The 18127-nt window shown below is 58.0% G+C and carries 19 protein-coding genes; 11 read left to right on the forward strand and 8 right to left on the reverse strand.

Features of this window, described 5'->3' with window-relative positions; genetic code table 11:
- Positions 1-58 precede the first annotated feature (58 nt).
- Positions 59-2545: a hypothetical protein gene (locus Q9293_RS13000; RefSeq protein ID WP_306247157.1), complete on the forward strand. Its 2487-nt coding sequence runs from the start codon at positions 59-61 to the stop codon at positions 2543-2545.
- Positions 2546-2857: 312 nt separating this feature from the next.
- Here the strand turns inward: Q9293_RS13000 and Q9293_RS13005 are convergent, their stop codons facing one another.
- The 3 genes from Q9293_RS13005 to Q9293_RS13015 form a co-directional block, all read right to left on the reverse strand.
- Positions 2858-3580, reverse strand: a complete 723-nt coding sequence (locus Q9293_RS13005; protein ID WP_306247159.1) for a hypothetical protein — start codon at positions 3578-3580, stop codon at positions 2858-2860.
- 203 nt (positions 3581-3783) lie between these two features.
- Positions 3784-4077, reverse strand: a complete 294-nt coding sequence (locus Q9293_RS13010) for a hypothetical protein (RefSeq protein WP_306247161.1) — start codon at positions 4075-4077, stop codon at positions 3784-3786.
- Entirely contained in the window at positions 4074-4733 is a 660-nt protein-coding gene (locus tag Q9293_RS13015; protein ID WP_306247163.1) for a ParA family protein, read from the reverse strand. The genes Q9293_RS13010 and Q9293_RS13015 overlap by 4 nt, the downstream gene beginning before the upstream one ends.
- A 270-nt stretch (positions 4734-5003) precedes the next feature.
- On the opposite strand from Q9293_RS13015, the gene Q9293_RS13020 reads away from it, so the two are divergent.
- The 3 genes from Q9293_RS13020 to Q9293_RS13030 all read left to right on the forward strand — a co-directional run bounded on the left by Q9293_RS13020 (position 5004) and on the right by Q9293_RS13030 (position 7265).
- Entirely contained in the window at positions 5004-5480 is a 477-nt protein-coding gene (locus tag Q9293_RS13020) for a hypothetical protein (RefSeq protein WP_306247166.1), read from the forward strand.
- A gap of 171 nt (positions 5481-5651) precedes the next feature.
- On the forward strand, positions 5652-6737 hold the full coding sequence (locus tag Q9293_RS13025; RefSeq protein WP_306247168.1) for a hypothetical protein: 1086 nt from the start codon (positions 5652-5654) through the stop codon (positions 6735-6737).
- A 174-nt stretch (positions 6738-6911) separates the two neighbouring features.
- Positions 6912-7265, forward strand: a complete 354-nt coding sequence (locus Q9293_RS13030) for a hypothetical protein (protein WP_306247170.1) — start codon at positions 6912-6914, stop codon at positions 7263-7265.
- A 68-nt stretch (positions 7266-7333) separates the two neighbouring features.
- Here Q9293_RS13030 and Q9293_RS13035 read toward each other — a convergent pair whose 3' ends face one another.
- Positions 7334-7582, reverse strand: coding sequence for a hypothetical protein (locus Q9293_RS13035; protein WP_306247173.1), 249 nt, complete (start codon positions 7580-7582; stop codon positions 7334-7336).
- Between the two features lie 49 nt (positions 7583-7631).
- Positions 7632-7898 carry a hypothetical protein gene (locus Q9293_RS13040; protein WP_306247174.1) on the reverse strand — a complete coding sequence of 89 codons (267 nt, stop codon included), beginning with the start codon at positions 7896-7898 and terminating at the stop codon, positions 7632-7634.
- Between the two features lie 1191 nt (positions 7899-9089).
- Here Q9293_RS13040 and Q9293_RS13045 point away from each other — a divergent pair.
- The 3 genes from Q9293_RS13045 to Q9293_RS13055 all read left to right on the forward strand — a co-directional run bounded on the left by Q9293_RS13045 (position 9090) and on the right by Q9293_RS13055 (position 11953).
- Positions 9090-9686: a hypothetical protein gene (locus Q9293_RS13045; protein WP_306247175.1), complete on the forward strand. Its 597-nt coding sequence runs from the start codon at positions 9090-9092 to the stop codon at positions 9684-9686.
- A gap of 309 nt (positions 9687-9995) precedes the next feature.
- Positions 9996-11273, forward strand: a complete 1278-nt coding sequence (locus Q9293_RS13050; protein WP_306247177.1) for an AAA family ATPase — start codon at positions 9996-9998, stop codon at positions 11271-11273.
- Positions 11270-11953, forward strand: coding sequence for a DUF4276 family protein (locus tag Q9293_RS13055; protein WP_306247179.1), 684 nt, complete (start codon positions 11270-11272; stop codon positions 11951-11953). Before Q9293_RS13050 ends, Q9293_RS13055 begins: the two co-directional genes overlap by 4 nt.
- A gap of 332 nt (positions 11954-12285) precedes the next feature.
- Here Q9293_RS13055 and Q9293_RS13060 read toward each other — a convergent pair whose 3' ends face one another.
- Positions 12286-12516: an ArdC family protein gene (locus Q9293_RS13060; protein ID WP_306247182.1), complete on the reverse strand. Its 231-nt coding sequence runs from the start codon at positions 12514-12516 to the stop codon at positions 12286-12288.
- Positions 12517-12582: 66 nt separating this feature from the next.
- Complete coding sequence (locus tag Q9293_RS13065; protein ID WP_306247183.1) at positions 12583-12843, reverse strand: single-stranded DNA-binding protein; 261 nt, start codon at positions 12841-12843, stop codon at positions 12583-12585.
- A 15-nt stretch (positions 12844-12858) separates the two neighbouring features.
- On the opposite strand from Q9293_RS13065, the gene Q9293_RS13070 reads away from it, so the two are divergent.
- Both Q9293_RS13070 and Q9293_RS13075 read left to right on the forward strand, forming a co-directional pair.
- On the forward strand, positions 12859-13065 hold the full coding sequence (locus Q9293_RS13070; RefSeq protein WP_306247185.1) for a BsuBI/PstI family type II restriction endonuclease: 207 nt from the start codon (positions 12859-12861) through the stop codon (positions 13063-13065).
- Between the two features lie 25 nt (positions 13066-13090).
- Entirely contained in the window at positions 13091-13354 is a 264-nt protein-coding gene (locus Q9293_RS13075) for a hypothetical protein (protein ID WP_306247187.1), read from the forward strand.
- A 132-nt stretch (positions 13355-13486) separates the two neighbouring features.
- Here Q9293_RS13075 and Q9293_RS13080 read toward each other — a convergent pair whose 3' ends face one another.
- A complete protein-coding gene (locus Q9293_RS13080; protein ID WP_306247189.1) occupies positions 13487-14137 on the reverse strand; it encodes a RadC family protein in 651 nt (216 codons plus the stop codon).
- Positions 14138-15096: 959 nt separating this feature from the next.
- Here Q9293_RS13080 and Q9293_RS13085 point away from each other — a divergent pair.
- Both Q9293_RS13085 and Q9293_RS13090 read left to right on the forward strand, forming a co-directional pair.
- Entirely contained in the window at positions 15097-16755 is a 1659-nt protein-coding gene (locus Q9293_RS13085) for a hypothetical protein (RefSeq protein ID WP_306247191.1), read from the forward strand.
- Entirely contained in the window at positions 16755-18074 is a 1320-nt protein-coding gene (locus Q9293_RS13090) for a hypothetical protein (protein ID WP_306247193.1), read from the forward strand. The genes Q9293_RS13085 and Q9293_RS13090 overlap by 1 nt, the downstream gene beginning before the upstream one ends.
- Positions 18075-18127: the final 53 nt, after the last annotated feature.

An 18127-nucleotide genomic window follows, 5' to 3' on the forward strand; every position in this document is an offset into this window, starting at 1 on the left:
AGGCTGCCGCTTTTTGAAAAACACCCGCGAAATTTCCGCGTGGACCGAAGGAGACCTGGTGAAACGTCTGGTTCAAACCCTCCCGTGCCTGTCCGTGGCCCTCGTGGCTTCCGCCCAGACAGCGCCTCTCCAGGTGCCACCCATCCAGGTTTCCCTGCCGGAGCCCCAGACCCTCGACCTCCGTCAGGTGCAGGCTACCGCCTTGCTGCCGGGTGAACACCGCGATCCGGCCCGCCTCGAAGCGGTGCAGAAAGCCTGGGAACCACTGCTGCGCCAGGTCGATGGGGCCGCGGGCGTGCGCCTGCTTCTGCCCGCGGGGCCAGAGCGTTTGCAGCTGCTGCTGGCGGCCAGCCAGGCCCTGCGCGCCCGCAACCCGAAGCTGCGCCTCTACGTCGCCTACCAGCCCGAGCTGAGCCCGCTCATGGACGAGTTGGCCTGGGGCGCTGTGGATGGCGGCGCACTGCTCGCCGCAGATCTCGGAGCCGATGCTGAGCGGTGGCGGAACCTGCTGACGCAGGCCCAGAACACCTTCCCCGGTCGGCCCTGGTTCCTGTGGGTGCCGACGGATCCCGGCGCCCGCGCAGCACAGCTTCTGGGCGATGGCGGCCGCTTGGTGCTGCCCACGGGCGGGCCCGGCGCCAAGCTGGCGCAGGAGCTGCCCCCGGGCTACACCGAGGTGGAGGGTGGCCTTGGCGACCTGACCCTGCGCAAGCGCAGCACGGGCGAGGCTTTCCGCCGCATCTTCCAGAATGGGCAGTGGATCTCCGCGCCCCTGCCCAAGGATCGGCACGAGGTGCAGGTGCAGGATCAGGAGCAGTACGACCTGGGCGCCCTGCTGGCCCGCGTGCGCGCCACACACCTGCGCGACAAGTCCGCGCTCCGCACCGTGCGCGCCCTGGTGGACGTGAACATCCACGTGCAGGCAGAAGGCGGTGGCGGCGATCTCGGCTTCCGCTTTCAGGGCTTTGAAAAGCAAGGTGAGCCCGAGGAACTCCTGCGAAAAGAGGTTCGATTCAACGGCGTGAAGGCCAACCTCTCGGAATCCGCCCAGCTGCCCATCCTCGAATCCCGCACCAGCGCCGCGGCCCCCGTGGCGCTCACCCTCACGGAACGCTACCGCTACTCGGATGGCGGCCCTGCGGGCCCCGGCAAGCGGCTGCTGCGCTTCGAGCCCGTGGACAACGACCCGCTGCTGTTTGAAGGCGAACTCACGGTGGACGAGGCCTCGGGCCGCATCCTGCGGGAGCAGAGCCACCGCTCGAACCTGCCAGGGCTGGTGCGCAGCGAGCGCCGCGATCTCACCTACGGCGAGCCCCTGCCCGGCCACTGGCGCGTGATGCGCATCCACACCGCCGAGCGCTGGATTGGCACCGGCGGCACCGCCCAGGTGCTGCGCGATCTCGACTACAGCGATTTCCGCATCAACGACCCTGGCTATGACGAAGCCCTGAGCGCCGCCCGGGCCAGCAGCGCCAGCATCCTGCAGAACACCCCCGATGGTTACCGCTACTCGGTGAAACAGGCCGATGGCAGCCGCAAGCTGGAAACCAAGGCCACCAGCCGCATCCGCGCCGTGGGCGGTGTGCTGCTGGTCCAGCCCGGCAGCGACTTGCCCATCGCACCCCTGGCCGGCTACCTGATCTCCGATTTCAACGCCCTCGACAAGGGCATCCAGTACAACTTCCTCACGGCGGTGGTCTTCAACGCGGGTTCCGTGATGGTGCCCCGGGCCTTCCTGGGCTTGGATTTCTCCGCCTCCGGGGCCCTCTCCATCTTCGGGGGCACGGATCGCCCGGTGAAAGACGGCAAACAGCTGGACAAGGATGGCGTCCAGCGCCGCTCCCAGAACCTGGAACTGGGCCTGGGCCGCGACCTGGGCGCGGGCTTCCGCCTGGATTTGAAAGGCCAGTTCCAACACAACGCCTTCTCCGATCCCAAGGAGGACAAGTACAAAACACCGGGTTTCCTGAACCCGCCTTCAGGCTGGACTCGCCTGGGCGGGGCCGGACTCACCTGGCAGTTCGAGGGCTTCCACCTGCAGGGCACCTACCTGAAGGGCCTGCGGCCCGATGGCAGCTACGGAGCCCCCGGCGATGTGCAGGCCGTGCCCGACCAGGGCCGCCTCGTGCGCTGGGATACCGGCGCCATGTTTGACCACGAACTGGCCAAGGGCGTCTGGTTCACGGCCAATGTGGGCCATGCAGGTGGCGAGGGCTTTGACCGCTTCCAGCCCCTCAGCTTCGACGGCCGCGTCTCCGGCATCAAGCCCTACGCCGTGGTGGCGGATCGCATGACCTATGGCGGCTTCAACATCGCCTTCCCCACCGGCCCCAACCTTCGCCTCACCTTGGGCCTCGATCACGGTCAGGCCCACAGCCTCACCGACCAGAAAACCTACGGCTTCACCGGTCTGAAAGTCGCCGGCGACCTGCCCGGCTTCTGGTGGTTCACCACCATCCGGGTGGACTTGGGCGCCGGCCTGCAGAGCGACGTGAAGGGCGTCAAGACCGTGAATGGCATGATCTCCTTCCTGCACCTGTTCTAGCCAACCTTGAACCAAACCCCATTCAGCGCCATGATGGAAGGTCGCAGTACCCGTAGCTCAGTTGGATAGAGCGTTGGCCTCCGAAGCCACGAGTCCTTCTTTGACGACTCATTGATCTTCAACCAAAAATGTTGTATTTAGACGACTTATCAGATTGCATCGCCTGTTAAGGGAATTTTAAAAGCCCTAATAGGCGTTATTTGAAACCTAAATACAACCCATATCCTGGCAAATCCTGGCAAAAATCCTGGCAAAAGATCACAAAAATATGGCCCCAAATCGGGGCCGTATTTGTAGTGAATTTTGCATCGATTAGTCGTCGTCATCCGGAGCATTAAGGGGCGAAACGCGGAGAGTCTTCCAATTGACCTTGTAACCCTTCTTGCGGAGGTAATCCTCTTGAAGAGCCTTCGACTCTGCAGGGCTGGCGGTTTTCAGCGCCCGTCGAAGTTCGCGTTGCGCATCAGCGTCCTGTGCCCTTTTGTCGTCTTGGGCCTTGCTCGCGAGCATCTGCTCAAGCTGGAGATGCTGAACTACTCTGGCTTTCCCGACAATCCAGGCATTCCGTCCGCCGTCTGGTCCGAGCTGTTGGAACCACCCCGCTTTGTAAGCCACGGCGTTCGTGAACGCCTGATCATATACATCTTGGAGAGGACGGTCGCACCCAACGGGTGCCGACACGAGACCGTCGTTGATGAGCATCCCACCCACGGTCAGCCGCGTGGACGGCCTCCAACCATCGCTCACGCGGCGGACCACCCATAGGTCTGCGTAGCCACTATCCACATCAGGATCGTTTGTGAGGGCGACCTCCCAGGAACTGCTGCAGAAACGATCCAGTGAAGCCTGGGCCATGGCCTGCGCTTGGGCAGTCGGTGGCTGAGAAAGAGGCAGTGCCACACGGAATCGTTCTGGCAGGTTTGGGGCGTCTGCCAGCCCCACAACGAGGCCGGGGTGGGACCCAGCAACATAGTAGTGCTGGGCTGATAAAGCCACCGAGACCAGGGAGAAAACCAAGAGGAGGAGTGAGCGCATAATCTAGCCTTTCCGCCGCGGTGCGTGGCTCTTGGTATCGCGGTATCCGAAGTAATCGACCTCGTCGGGAGGCCATGAAACGACTGGCGCAGTGGACCCCAACCTCTCGTTTTTCCATGCCTCGAAACGCTTCAGCTCAGCCTCAACAGTGAGACCACGCCGAGGTCCGCGAGCGCTCACTGGGGTTCGAGCGGTGCGAGTCATCACAGCTCCTCCTTTTTGGGAGTGAACCGCTCAATGAACTGAGGACTGGCCAATGCCAGGCGGAGGGCCTCACCGACAAGGACGCCGAGCGGCACCTTGGTATCGAGCTGGAATATGCGAAGTTCCCGCGCAGCATCAGCGGCAATTCGGCAATTGATGCGCTCGACTCCTTCGGTGTGGGTGCGAGGCCTACCACCAACATTGATGGTAGGAGCCTTGGCCTCCACCTTCTGAAGGTGCTCCGGGCGCGCCTTGGCGCCGCCCTGGAGCCAGGCTTTCGGATCTGCACTCACAGGACCTCCTTTACGGCAAATGGGATGTCGAGGCCAAGGATCTCGGCGACACGGACCATGGCCTCGCGAACCTCAACGCCCGCGGCGTTGGGTTGCTGGCAGGCGGCAATGCCGCGGCCAAAAGCGTCGACGAGGCCCTGGCGTTCCTGGACCAGACCAGCGAAGTGGATGTCCTCCTCAGGGCTGGCCGACGCCTCCAGGGCTCCTGCCCAATTCCTCCACCAGCCAGTGTTCGCCCGGTAATTGGTCCCAAGGATGGCGACGCGCATCTCGGGGTTGGCCCCTGCCTTCGCGGCGCGGACAAGATCCAGGGTTCGCCCAAGGCCACGCAGATCCTGTGGACTTGGACCAACAGGCACCAGAATCCCTGCCGAATAAGCCAAGGCCGTGCGGGTCTCCTCGCCCTCCCACGGTGGGCAATCGGCCACGAAGATCTGTTTGCCCTTAGCGGCCTGCTCAAGCAGGCCGAGGTCTGTTGGGTAGAGGCTGCGACACGGAACTGCCGCCAGCTCGGCCCAAGCCCTGAAATCGCCATTCTCGGGGTTCAGATCCAGACCCTTGGCCAGCAGACCGTATTCAGCCAATAGTGATGCCAACTCCTTGGAATAAGTGGTCTTACCTGATCCACCTTTGAGGTTGATGAGGCTAATGAGCATGTTCCCTCCTGGAAGCGTCATCGGCATTTTATGAACGTTCTAAAGCCCTAAAGTCAAGAACGTTGAAAGTTTTGAACGCTCGACGTTTTGGCGTCGCAAACCTCAAAACCCCAAAACGTTCAAATTTCTATTGTCGAAATATTAAGGCATTTCGACGTTCTTACGCTTATACGTTACGAAGCCAATAACATCGAAACGCCGAAAGTTTTGGCGTTTTTAACGTAATGTTTAAATCGCCAAAGGCCGATAAAACCAATAGAAGGAGACCCCATGAAGCCACTTATCCTCGGCCTCACGCTTGCGCTCACCACCCTCGCCCAGGCCAGCGACTACCCGCGTACCCTCCCGCGGGAGTATTACCTTGAGACCGCCAGGCGTGGCACCAACAAGAATTGCTATTTCTGGGTGGCCCCAGGCTTCGACCGCTCTCGTGGCATCACCTGGAGTGGCGAGGTTGAATGGGCCGCCAAGGAGCGTTCGGTCGAGTTCCTCAAGACCCTAAAGCAGGGCCTGAAAGACATCACCACCGCACATGGCGCCTATAGCCTCAAGGTGGCCGTGGTGCTCGTGGAGACCGATTTCTGGGCCACCGGAGACGCCCGAATTGAGGTCGAGATCCGCGACGAGGCAGGTCGAATCATGGCACTCGGTTCCGATTGGGCCATGACTGCGATGGGCGGTGCGAATGGCCAGAGGGCCCTAGCCGATAGCGTCGTTGGAAGCCTTGAAGCCGACCTGTTTAAGTAGCCCCCCCAAAAACAACTTTGGTCACATTTGTACCATCAGACATTCAGCGGCGAGTCCATGCGGTCGAAATGTGACCTGAAGACGTATGCACCGCCATTACCCTGTCGAAGCTTGGCGATTCATAGCTGAGATAGTGATTCCAAATATTGAGACAATCTCTGGGATGAGATCGTGCTGATTGAGAAAATTCGTTCGTTCTTCTCGCCCTGGTGGTCCAGACCGCTTTTCGCTCTTAGTGTTGGCGCTTGCCTCACCACCCTGTTGCTGGGTGGCTTCCCTGAAGCAATGAAAGCCGCTTCCAAGGGAATCTCAGACCAAATTCAAAGCGCAATCGGACCTACCGAACAGCAGATCCGTGCCCAGGAATTGAGCGAAGAGTTACGAAGACAGTCTCAAGAATCTCAAGAACGAATGGCAAAGCTCCGGGAAACGCCACCGCCCACCAGAGGGAAGAAAAAGCGCGCCCAGGACAAAGCCAACGAGGCAGATGAAGTGAAGGCTCTAGCTCCCATGCATGCCAAGCGAGAAACTTTAATCGACATTTCCGCTAAACAACTAGTACTGACGCTGAGCGTGGTGGTGGTGATCAGTCTCTGGCTCGCGTTATCTGCGTTCGCGGGAAGAATTTATCGAAAACGGATGGAGCGGATCCTATTCCTGGCCCGAGATGCTGAGAGGCGACGTCGGGAATCTGTCATTCGCCACAATGAGCGAATCGACTACTACCGGCAGTTTCCGTTAGCCGACCACACCCTCTGTTCAACATGTGGCTGGATTGGCCTCTTTCGAAGCAATGCACCTACTTATGATGGGGCGAAAGCCATTGGTACTGCTGCGGCTGTCGGCGGAACAGGCCTGGCTGCCGCAGGATGCGGTGGATCCGCTCTAGGGATCATCTTGATCCTGATCGGACTGCCTCTTCTTTTCCTTTTTTGCATCGGCGTCATCCCAATCGGCATTGGAATCTTCTTAATCATTGCTGGTGGAACCGCAACCACCGCTGGGGCCACCGTTGCGGCCTCAGGTGCCTCCTCCGCTGCTGGTGCCACTCAAGCCGCGCAACGTGCTGCCGCAGCACCAAACCAATGCCCACAATGTAAGAACGTCGGCCTGATCCCGGCGTTATCACCAATGGGCGTTCATCAAATCGAAAACACACCCACTGTTGCTGCGGCAGCTCAGGCCGAATCCATCCGCGTCATCGAGGGTCTTCCTAGCGTTATCGACATTGAACTCCTTCCAACCCTAGAGGGCTGACATCCAAAGCATTAAATGTTTGGTGGTATAAACTCCTAAAGCAGGAGGGCCACCATGGGCCGACCCCCAAAGCCAGGTGAAAAGAAGGAGCGAACCCACCCCCAGGGGCGTGTGGCTGGTCCGTTCCAGAAGCCACTTAGCCTAAGGCTTACGCTTCGGGGTTGGGAAACTCTGGTGGCCGAGCGCAAGGCCCTCCAGGATCTGGTAGACCGCGGCGAAATATCCCAGGCGGAATGCTCCTATAGCTACATCCTGGAGAGGGCTCTGACTCAGCACGCCGCTCGTGCCAACACGGCGGAAGGCAAGGCCGCCGACCTGGCGTTTTTGGCGGATCTCCGGAAGCGCTGGCAGACCGAAAGCCCCAAACCAATGCCCCTGGCATCCTCCATGGGCACCGCAGACATCAAGGCGCTCGTTCGGCAGGAATTGGCCTCGGCTCTCCAAAGCGAACTACCGGGCATCCTTCAGGCCATCGCTGACGGGGCCGGAAAAGCCGCTAAGGCACCAGCCAAAAAGCCTAAAAGGTAAGGCCCCTACCCCAAATCCTCGGCGCTGTGCGCCTGCGGGGATTTAACGCTTTTGGCCAGAGATCCTAGTCACGGCCTCCATTTCTTGGCGTCGGCGGGGTCACCTTTTTCTCTTGCACGAGATTCCCACTGATCAGTGCCCGCGTCCAAGATGAAACCCATCCCGACGCCAGGTTCCCCAACGATCAAAGTGTGCTGATGAACTCGATCAATTCGCATGAGGGTATCGCGTCGGCCAGAGCCCTTGGAAAGCTTCGGCTTGATGGTGAGGGCCTCAGCAAAGCACTCAACGAAGGAGTTCCAACGAGTGACCAGCATGTTCGCCTCCTGGCGGGTGATGTCCCAATGGATAAATTGTTTTCGTTTGCTACCAACGAACCAGCCGATGGCCGAAGGCGTCGTAGGCCAATCCAATGACGCTGCGCCTGGCGCGGACAGTGTTGAGCTGGCCGAAAGGATGGTTCGATTCGTAGCTTTCAAAGCTCTCGCCGAGGGCCCACAACCCCCACGTCGCCCACGACAGAATGAGGAATTCGCTATCGCAGCCGAGGTCTACAAGCATTGAAAGAATGAGCATCAGGGTTGCACCAACACAGATGCCCAACGCAAGCCGGTAGGGTGTGGATTCGCTCATCCCCGCACCTCCATAGCGGCAAAGGCCTCCGGCGGGAGGTCTTCGCCGCGGCGACGAAGCTCTTTGCGCAGGACGCGAAGTGTCCCCTGAGCCTGTTGGAGGCGACCGAAGTTACTCCCCCGAGAATAGGCCTTGCTGGTCCACTCGGTCTGCGTATCGGCCTTCCGAGCACAGGCTTCAGTGTGGCCGAGAAGGGCTTCGTCAACATCCCGGACCAGCCGTTCGATAAGCATCCTTTCAGTCCGGCTAAGGCCACTGATCAATTGGGTCTGCATTCCATCTCTCCCCTCAAGGCCTTATCGGCAACGCCTATTGAGCTTTAACTATTTATCCCAAACTAGAGGCATCTCTTCCGCCTTCCAACCCCGCCTTTGCCTTAACCTACGAGGCCCAAACCATCCCGGCCAACCGCGGCGCGAGGACTTCAACCAACGGCGTCCGACCCTCCAAGGCAACACGATGCCGCAGCGCCTCTCGCGTCATCGAAGTGAGCCGCTCTTCGAGTCGGTCAGCGGCTTCTAGGAGGCAGAGACGATTTAGCAAGGCGATGTCACCAAGCAACGCATCCATCTCCTGTTCGAGGCGTGCAAGCCGAGCCTGTAGGACCCGCCGACGGAAAGATTCCTGCCGGGCTTCGCTATAGGCCGTAATTGAGGTTTTGTTTCGCATGTCCGCTCTTTTTGGTTTGTGGTGACCGCCGCGCACTCCCAACGGGAGGCCGGGGGCCTTACCCGGCCTTCCACAGGCGAAGCCCCAGGGACGAAGGAGCCCGAAGCGCAGGGGGAAAATCGGAGGGACCCGCTCGCGGGAGACCGGGGCCGGAGGCCCGCCCGAAGGGCGTTTTCTCCTTGCGCGTAGGGACCGCGAAGCGGCGGGTTTGGGGGGACCCGGCGAGGAACCAGGCCAGCGCAGGAGGGCGCACTTCCCGACGAGCAGGACTGGCAGCCGGGGCACCACGAACCCGTCCTGACGGACCACCCCCTGGAGCGGCGGTCATTCGATCCAGGGCTCAATCTTTCGTTGGTTTCATGGAGGTCCGGGGTTCCCCCCCGGCAGATGGGGAAGGAGAGACCGCTCGCGGGCTCGACTGGGGGAAGGGGCTCCGGCCCTTCCCCCGACCTTAGCTGTTGCGCAAATTAAGCCCAGGTTTATTGCTACCCTGACGTTTCTACCACCAGACAAAGGTGTTCAATGAACCCCAAAGACCCTGATTACGACGAATGGCTCCAGTGCATGAATGGGATTTCCAGCCTCGACGATTACGCCTATGTCGTTTTGAAATTCATCGCTGACACAGCCAATTTCGTTGTCTCAAGCTGCAATTTGGCCTCCCGGCATTCGACCGGGTCCAGCATCTCCGAGCAAGAACACCTCATTGCCGAGAGGACCTTCGCTTTATTTGCTCACCTATTCAATAGGGGCTGGATGGCACATGGCTGTTCAACCTGTCACTTAGCATCAATCCAGGAGTCGATCTGGCCAAAATTGGCACGCCTGGCTGTCATCAATCACTATGGCGAGCGCCCAGATGAAATCCTGGAGCACGAAATGGACAAGGTCCTCCACCGGTTCAACAGCGCCGAGATTCTGTACTCGAAGTGCACGGAACTAGTCAGCAAAGAGAACCCCTTTTCGCCCACTTCACTCTTCGGGCTCTTTAGCCACCAGGTCGCGAAAGTACTCGGATGCGAATCAGACCCTTACGAGCTTTTCGCCATCCACCACGCCGCTGCCCAGCTCTTCACCGACCTCGATGAGCTGGCTAAGCACGCAAAGCACGTCACCTAGTGCAGCACAAAGCACGCCTAGACATAGTCCAGTAAGACGACAATCGCCTCTGAATTGAGGAGCATTATAGAGGTATGGTGACCCCCCTGTGGGAGACTGCCGAACCAGACCGAGGCCACCAGTCCAGCACAAGGCCGACTCTGACGGGACCACAACAATGGGCTCGGGTAGGTCAGATAGGCAGAAAGGCATTTGCCTGAGCCAGAGGAATCACTGGCAGGAGGGCAGGATGCGATCTCCTCTCTTCAGTGCTGTAACCCTGGAAAACAAGCTGGCCTTCCGCTATGCTCGGCGCTTCAGAGGGTGGCGATGGCGCGTCTTCTTGGTATTCGAATCAAAAACTACAAATCGTTCGCCGATATTAAACTCGGCCAAACAGATTATGGAAAAGGTGAGCCACTTCCTAGTTTCGTCTGCTTCATTGGACCGAATGGTTCTGGGAAATCGACACTCCTAGATGCGTTTGGATTCGTTTCGGACTGCTTACTCGAAGGTGTCGAAGGGGCTTGCGACAAACCTGCCCGTGGCGGGTTTGAGCGCCTTCGAACCCAGGGATCGACAGGACCAATTACTTTTGAAATTTTCTTCGAGCATGATGACCCGGATCGACCAATTGTCTACAAACTCCAAATTGATCTAATCGACGGTGTCCCTTCGGCCGTCAAAGAGACTCTTCGGCAACGCCGTAGAGGTGAAACACGCGGTCAGCCTTACTACTTCCTAAATCTCACCCGTGGGCGAGGAAGGGTATGGGCAGGCGATCGCGTCGGGGCAGCTAAGGACGTGAAGGCCTCTAAATCAGTTCGATTGGCAGACTTGAATCAGCTTGGCCTAGCAACACTTGGTAACCTTGCTGATCATCCGCGAATCGTCGCTCTTCGTAGTTACGTCGAGCAGTGGTACCTATCATATTTTGTTCCTGATGCAGCGCGCGAGCTACCGCCGTCAGGAGCACAGAAATGGCTTGATCGTAAGGGTTCAAACGTTGGAAACGTTCTTCAGTATCTTGAACGGACATACTCAAAACCCAACTTTCAAAAGATCATCGACCGAGTGACGCGCGCCATCCCGGGGCTAAAGAACATCAAGTGTGAACCGAGTGCAGACAAGCGACTGCTCATCCGTTTCGATGAAGCAGGTTATATGGACCCCTTCTACCAACAAAGTATGTCCGACGGTACGTTAAAGATGCTTGCCTATGCAGTGTTATTGTCTGATCCGCAACCTCGCCCATTCATCGGAATCGAGGAACCTGAGAATGGACTTTACATCGACTTGATTGAGCACCTAGCCCGCCAGTTTGTATCCCATTCATCAAACAAAGATAGGCCTACCCAGATTCTTGTAACCACCCATTCGTCCTACTTTGTGGATGCACTTGGTCCCGATCAGGTTTGGATCATTCGGAAGGGAATTGATGGCCATGCGGCTGCAACGCGGGTGGCTGACCTTCCGAATGTGCGTGAGCTGACATTCCAGGGCGTACCACTGGGCGCCCAGTGGTACAGCGACCATTTTGGAACCGAGGAAATTCCTTCTCTCGAACAACTTGAGAACCCCAAAACGACTAGGGCGTCAGCGCAATGAAGGTTCATGTACTTGTAGAGGGAAAATCTGATAAAGCATTTATTGATGGTTGGGCCCCTCGGGCTTTCAGAGGCCACTCATTCCAGACCCACGCGCACCAGGGGAAAGGGACCCTACCACGAGATCCTTCTGCACCCCCGCTGCCGAGGCGTCAAGGCCTTCTTGATCTGCTTCCTGCTAAATTGCGCGCCTTCGCTGCGGTTGCTTCCGAAAACGACCATGCCGTCCTTGTTCTTGTCGATGCTGACGATGAAAATTGCGAGATTCTCAAGCAGAATCTTGTCGAGATATCGAATAGTCAGGCTCCGAGCCTAAACGTAGTTTTCCGGATTGCAGTCGAGGAAAGTGAAGCGTTCTACCTTGGCGACCTTCGAGCACTCAAGCTAGCCTTCCCCCAAGCAGACATGCAGAAAGCACAAGCATACAGACCTGATTCCGTTTGTGGGACTGCCGAACTATTCTGCGAAATCGTGGGAGACGGAACGATGGACAAGGTTTCTTGGGCCGAGAAAATGGGGCCTCGTATGACGATTCTTCCTGAGCAGAGTCGCTCGCCTTCATTTCGTGCACTTCATGCAGGAATAGAGAAACTCACCACTCAAACTGTCACCGAACCAAAATCAGAGAAGCGGAAATACCGTCACCTGCCCCGAACATCGCCCATTCGGCGCCAACGATAATCCCCAAGCCACCTGATGGCGATTGGTAGACCTTGCGGTAGAGAGTAGAGGTCGCCTAAGCGGCCTCTGCTGGTTTCTCTATCGCATTCCGACGAAGGATGAAATCGGCAGCTTTCTGGGAGTGTTCCGCGGCCGTACCCAACCTAGAGATTCGACGCATACTGTCCAACCCAATGCCCCAGTCTCAGGCTAGGAGCAACCATGTGCCTTGGACCGGAGTTCTTCGACCAACGTGAGGAGATGATCCGAACCCGTGAGGCCAAAGGCATCTTGGAGGTCGAACACTTCATCCGGTCTAAGCGGCTGTGCCTCAACACGCTTGTCGAGCTAGGTTATTTCGAGTGCAACATGGAGCCACCCAACACGGCCGAGGTCTTCCTCGAAAGGGTTTCAAAGGTGCCCAGCAGGAACCAATTGGCGCCTCGGTAGAGGTTTCCTGCCACGTTGCGGGGTCGCGTGTTTCCCGAAGCCCTCAGGGCGCACCAGGGGCGACGCCAGGGGATCTTCCCGCCAGCCAGCATGGCGGCGATCTTTTCGGTGACGACTTCATAGGTTTTGCTCATGGCGATCAGCAAGGAATCGAGGGGATAAAGAAGGGGCCGCCGAAACTACCGGCGGCCCCTGGTTGGCTAGGCCTGCACCTTCACCGGGCGGGCCAGCAAGTAGAAGTTCTGCGCGGCGAACTCAGTGGCGACGCAGCTGTTCTCGTCCTTGTCGGTGTAGGGGCGTTCGGCTTCCTGGCCGTGGACGAGGACCTTGGCACCCTTGTAGAGCAGGTTGGCGGCACGTTCGGCTCGCTTGCCCCAGCGGGAAACCCGGTGCCAGACGGTGCTCTTCTTGCCCTGGGCGTCGCGCACTTCGGTGGCGATGCTGGCCCGATCAACCGTCAACGCAAAGAAAGCCTCATGCAGCTTGCCAATGGGGCGGGTTTCGATGAGAACCAGACGGCCTTCGTGACGGCTTTCCTGGATCGAAGTAGTAGCACCTTCAAGAAAGCCATTGTTGAAATTGCTTGGGGGTCCTTTGTCTGGCTTGTCTCTGAGCCAGACAATCTGATCGATATGCGTGATGGTCGGGCAACCACCCTCCACACCCTAAAGGCTCAAGGCTGATTGAACACGTACTGCCGGAGCAATCATGAAGATTCAAGACGAACACCTTGAAGCAATCATCGTTTCCATGCTCGCTGTTAAAAATTTCAGCTTGGAACGAGCCTATGGGTTGCTTCCTGCCATGAGGAAATCCGGTCTAACTTGCCCGAAATCTGTGATCGACACTCCGCCAGACACGATTAAGGCTGAACTGGCCAATGCAGGCTATCAGCGTGGCCACCTCACAAAAATGTTCGCCGAACGTCTGATTTCTCTTATGAAAGTGGTCGATGCGGGGAAATTAGACTGAATTGGCTCCTTGGTATCGAAAAGAAAGGAGGACGAAGCGCAGGAAGCACTCTGTATGGTTCCGGGAATAGGGCCAAAAGTTGTTGCGCACGCATGGCTTTTGATGACGACCTAGCCAGGGAACAGGGACTCCTCACCGGTCCCACCCCTCAGCAGCCCTGAAGCTGTGCCAGGTTTCGCCGATGATGATGTGGTCGGCGAGCGGAACCCCGAGGGCATCGCCCGAGGTTCGGAGGCGTTTCGTGAGGGCTGCGTCCTCACGAGAGGGCGTGGGGTCGCCGCTGGGATGGTTATGCCAGGCGAGGGCTGTGGTCGCTCCGAATCGGAGCGCCTCACGGAAGAACTCCCGAGGAGAGACCATGCAGGCTGTGGCCGTTCCGCGAGCGATAATGCGGTCTGCCAGCACTCCTCCCTTGGCATTGAGGGCCACCAGCCCAAAAACTTCCTCCGTGAGGCCCTGGGCCTTCGGCAGGAGGTAGGCTCCGGCCGCACGCGGGCTACATATCTTCTCGCCAGGCTTGCGGGTGCTGCGCCGCTGCACCTCGACGAGGACAGAGATCCGAGCGGCCTCCGACTCAGTTAGACCGATTTCGGTTAGCTCAGCAGGTCCCATGGCAAGGAGTGGGCGGAACCCGCCGACGATTACCATGAACTCGGCGGCCCGCGGCAGGGACGGCGTGTCGAGCATCGCCTCGATGATCTGTTCATCGGTCAGGGCTTCGGGTCCGTAGACGGCCACCGTCTCGGCTGCACTCAAGATGTCGCTAAACAGTCTGCGTTTCATGGGACCTCCTCATGCCGCTTTGGGCACCAAGAGGCCGGACGCCAAGCTCCCCAGGAGTGAACCGGGAAAGAACCGAGAATTGGGCAAAGAGCGGGCAACGACGCCGCGGCGCAAAAGCGTCTCAGGCCAGTGCCGAAGAAGGCTGGGTGGTCCTTTCCGCAATCAATGTCGACATCGGGCAACAGAAATGGATGACGGCCTTGCCAGAAAGGCCTCTATCCACTGCACTCGAAATACAGCATCTCCTCGGCCCTTGGCGCCTGCGGTGATTTACCGCCAGGGTCAGAGATTCACGAAAAAGAGCCCCGCGGATACGGGGCTCAGGGGTTGGGGATCCGACGATCTCCGGCGACCGTCGACGCTCGGGTCGCATCCCTGCGTTGCCCTGTCTTCCGACGGATATGGCACAAATCGGCCTCGAATGCCTAATCATTTAGGGCTTTTTTGCTTTAACGCTTCATATTTGTTCACACCATGTCGAATAGCTATAGAGCGGAAAGGATTCTCCGATGAAGACATCCACCTCAACTTGCCTTCTGGAACGAAATGGCGACGTTGCCATGCTCGCCTATGGACCAACGCCAGTCCTGGATTTGTTGACCAGAATTGGCTATCGAACCTCGAATGGACAAGGCTCAAGAGGACGCGGGGTTTGGCTTCGCGGAACAAGCATCGATGCTGGTTTCGAGGTGATTAGCCAGGCGGTTGCCCGCGGCAAAATGTGGATTCATCCACCCATTGGAGAGCCTGTGGTGGTGAGGCTTTGCGAGGTATTGGCGACTAATTCGGTCGGGGAGGAATAACTTGGGGATTATTTTTCACGGCCTCAGCTTCGTGGCGATGGCCCAGGCACCGGCAGCCACGGCATCACTCCTTACTGGCGGCCTTCTTGGCTTGTGGAGCGCCTGGAAAATGGTTAGCGCCTCGGCTGAATTGTTTATTTATTTGAGGAGGCTCTAATGGGGTTGATCCATGAAATCGCCTACCTGGTGGTATCGGCCGTGTTCCCATGCCTTACGGCCGAGACGTTTGCGTCCTGGCGACTTGGGCGAAGGCTCACAAGCGGTGCTCTTGCCGGACTGTTGATCATGGGGGCCATGCCCGCCAAGGCACAAACGACTGACGTTCCAGCCTTCTGGCAGCGAGCCGCGGAATACATGAAAACCGCATATCGAGAGGTGAAATCAGACCTCCAGTGGGTGGAATCCAAAGCAACCACTGACTACTGGGCTGTTCGTCAGGCCATGGCCACATACGAGGACTATCAAAACGGCGTACGTCTTTACCAGCGCGTTACCAACCCGAACACATCAATCAACCTGATTCAGGGCATGCCAATGCTGGAGGCATTCGCTAGCCAAACCGATGGAGCCGAGGATCACTGGGTGTTGCGTCCAGTTTTGCGCCCTCAGCAGAGGCTGAACTCGCCCCATCTTCCCGGAATGAATTTCGGCGGCTTTGAAGACATCTACTCCGGTCTTAAGACCGGCAACCTGAATTTTGATCTCGACCATTTTACGATTGTGAGGCGTGCTGATGACGCAAACCTATCCCCTGCCGAGTTGCAAAAGCGTGCCACAGAAGACGCGTGGGGCAATTGGCGCAGTGCGCAGAAAATCAACGAGGTCGAGGAGGCTTATTACGATGTTCCGTTCGACGCTAGTACCTATATCGGCCTCAAGCAGGAGACACAGGCCTATTTTCGTAAGCGTCGTGAAACACTTCAACGATCAGCAGAATTTCTCTCGGCACGCGGCCAGGACGACCCGACTTATCAAGCGGCACTGAAACTCCTCTCTGACCTAAACGATGCGCTTGCCAAAGGTGAGGACACTCAGGCCGCTGAAAACACAGCAAATCGCCTGCTCAAAATCGATGGCCAGGCGGCGGAGGTGGTTGCTATTGTCGCGCGGTTGCGAGTGGCGGTCGGAGAAGTGGCGAAAAGACAAAGCACGAAGCACGACAACATCCAGGAGCTAAAAAGCCAGTACAAGCCTCCCGCAGAGGGGGTTCTTTCATTTACGAGTTGGTTCAACAAACTGGGCGACAACAACGGGAAAACCGCCAACAAGGAGCAGCTTTCAGCGGCGATGCTAGCCAACGCCCATGCGGAGGCAAGCGGCACAAATGTTGAGGAGCAGCTCAAGCACAATCTGCTGACCCAAATCCAGGACCAGAACGACAAACTTCGAGATTTTGCTTCCCAGAAGGCTCGCGCCTTCCAGGACATGCGCGGAATCATGGGCGATCAATGGTATGCAGAGCAAATGGGACTGCTGAATCTACAGATTCAACAGGACACGACGATGGCTCGGCTGCGACTGATCCTCGCGAAACTTCCCAGTCCGACGATGATTCCGGTTCGCGTTCCCGACCAGCTTGCTACGCTGCCAGGAACCATTCCTGCATCATCCGCTCAACAGGTTAAAAACCCGGCCGAGGCGATCGCGGCAGACCTCCCTGCGAAACTCGCGAGCCGGTTGAGTGATGTAACGGGATACGTGAAATCCAGCAAAACCATGAGCCTTGGCGCACTCCAGCCTGTACTCGAGGGCCTGGATGCTGGAGCCAGGGCTGTCTTTGGAAAAAGCTTCAACCTGTCGAGCTGGGGGTCGTGATGGACAACCACCTGATTCAGAACATCGCAAATTTCTATTACATCATCGTCAAAGGCTTGCTCGACGCGTCGTCGAGCATGGTGATTGGGGTTGTTTCCACGGTGGTATGGGCCGCGGCTGGAGCCATCTATTTATTGAACCAGTACCTGAACTGGGTGGGCGACAGCACCGACGCAGCTAAGAGCCTAAAGTTTTTCGCCAAAGCTCACGCAAAGTTGTTCGTCGTTTGGTTTTTAGTGATGGGAGCTTCTCCAATTTTCGGGACGATGGCGAGCTGGGCTGGCACCCGCGTCATTGAGGCAGCCAATGGTCCGATGGTCGATGCCACTCAGAAGCTGTTCAGCCAGGTGTTGGATACAACCATTTCCATGGTGGAACTGGAGGGCGCCTACGCGAACGCCATGTTCGAAGCGACGCCCGTCCTGAACAAGCTTTCGGGTTACCGTCTGGAAGACCTCAGCGGAATGACTGACGCGCAGGCTTCGGCAACGCTCGCCAATGCGGTAAACAACCAGGAAATGGCCATGCGAGATCTTCAGGCCCAGCTCGCCGCAGCACGAAAAATGGCTACAAGTGATAATCCTGATCGGGCCAGACTCGGAAACGAATCTGTGGCATCCATCCGCGAAAGGATCGATTCGACGACAGCTACGATCAATGATCTGAAGGCGAAGGCCAAAGCCCAGAAACCAGTCCCACCACCCAAGGAGGACGGCTGGTTCGCAAAGCTGACTTCCATCGCTCAGATGGGAGTTCAGGTTTTCGTCGGGTTCGTGTCGAGCGCTATTTCTGCCCCGTGGCTTGCCCTTTGCCATCTCAGTGCGACCATAACGCTCCTTCCTGGCATTCTGTTAGGGCTTTGGGGATCGTGGAAACTCATTGGCGCTGCAGTGGAACTGTTCAGCTACCTGTTTTCGTTCGCGGCCAAAGTTATCGTCGCCTCCATGATTAGTGTGGGCTTTGCACCCCTGAGCATGATTTCCTTCCTGTTCCCGTCCACGCAGCAATATGGGAAGAATTTTTGTTTGTGGTGGGCGCAGGCAATCGTGGCGTCCATATCGCTCGGCATTGTCGTTCAGCTCGGGGCATATGGCGTTGGCGCTATCACGGACTCCGTCGGTGGCCTTAGCGTCGAACTCACTCGGATCCTACTTGGTGGCCTGAGTGGAACCGCCAGCACTGGAATGGCTCTCACGGAATCCATCGGAGCCGGGACAGCACTTCTCAGTGTTGGGTATTCGATGTCGTTCCTCACGCAACTGGTAAAGGGCTCGATCTCAGCGAGCGCTGGCCTTGTTTCCGGCCATTTCCATGCCTAAACGTGGTCGACCCACCTCCCCAGTCCGGCGCCACCCAGTCGGCCTTACCCTCT

Origin of the sequence: Geothrix sp. PMB-07, from assembly GCF_030758935.1 — a bacterium.
Taxonomy (GTDB): domain Bacteria; phylum Acidobacteriota; class Holophagae; order Holophagales; family Holophagaceae; genus Geothrix.